The organism is Vibrio sp. S457-15 (assembly GCF_000960545.1).
GTDB lineage: Bacteria > Pseudomonadota > Gammaproteobacteria > Enterobacterales > Vibrionaceae > Vibrio > Vibrio parahaemolyticus.
This window is the reverse complement of record NZ_JYOQ01000139.1, coordinates 1-1,238: the sequence shown is the minus strand read 5'-3', so window position 1 is coordinate 1,238 and position 1,238 is coordinate 1. Positions and strand designations below refer to the sequence as shown.

Annotated in this window: 1 protein-coding gene; it reads left to right on the top strand. The window is 35.6% G+C overall.

Annotated features, from left to right (window positions below; translation table 11 throughout):
* Positions 1-177: 177 nt before the first annotated feature.
* Entirely contained in the window at positions 178-999 is an 822-nt protein-coding gene (locus tag UF05_RS15370; protein ID WP_045545790.1) for a hypothetical protein, read from the top strand.
* The last annotated feature ends 239 nt before the right edge of the window (positions 1,000-1,238 follow it).

Sequence of the window (1,238 nt, the reverse complement as noted above, 5' to 3'; positions counted from 1 at the left end):
TCGCTACTAACAAACTGCTCAAGAGGGATTCGCAACGCGTGGCATTTTTACTATGCGTTGAATTTAGTGATTAAGGTGGTTTGCTGCGGCTTCGGTATTGCGTTGCTCACCCCTTAGCAGGGCGTTATGTGTCCCGAGTACCCCACGTTTAGATAATCAATATTTGAGTAGTATTAGATGGAAAAAATATATTTATTAGATAGAAATGCGTTATCAGAGATAAAAAAAAGTGCTGATGGTGTCAATGTTGATTTGAAAAAGCTAAGCAAGCTGAAAAGCCTTGATAAAAAGGGAAACTTTATTAGTGGCATGCTATCAGTTAGAGAAGGACAAAGTAAGAGATTGGAGACTTGTGAGCAGATCGAACTTTCAATTGAAAAGGACTTACCGTATCTCGAACGATTTTATAAAAAAGCAAGAACTGATGGTGGTTTTTTTGTTGAAAACAAAGAGTTTACAGGAAAATGCTTCGGGCATGTTGAAGGGAAGGAACTTAATTGGGATATATACATCAAGTTTATAAAATATGTTCAAGGAATTCTATACCAGCCCGTAAAACGTGCTAAGCGTCTCGAATGCGCGAGAAATATTATTTTGGAATCCAAATCGCTTGGTGTACCCAAAGGTCATTTAATTGTCGTATGTGCTTTAGCTAGTTTATATGGCAATCACTCAGCTATAAAAATCTTAAAATCCAAACCAAACATGTCAAAACAAGAAGCTGATGAAGCTGCGTATAATAGCCTGAGTGATTTGATATGTTTGACCAGAGTACTCTATGTTCAAGCCCATGTTGGCACAAACTATTTTGTTAAATTTTTGACATTTGATATTGCTTTGAGTGAATTCTTTAAGTCTCTAGAAATCAACTGGTTCTCTCCAATTGATAACGGAGTTGATACTGGAGTATCCACAAATATTACTTTTAGTAAAAAGCTATTCTTAGAAATTCAAGATCTAGAATTTGAAAAACTATCACATATTATTACCAACACATAACAAGCAATTTAAGAGGGATTCACAACGCTTGGCATTTTTGCTTCTACTTCAAACTTAGTGTTTATGGCACAATGCTTTAGGTGTGGGTGGTAGCGTTGTTCACCCCTTAATTGGGCGTTATACCAATCATTAACAATATGTAAATAATTTTGAGGGTTCTATGACAATAACAAATTCGCAATTCGAAGATATATTTTTAGATCAAAAGCGCTGGATTGACATGTTCATTTCGCATTGTA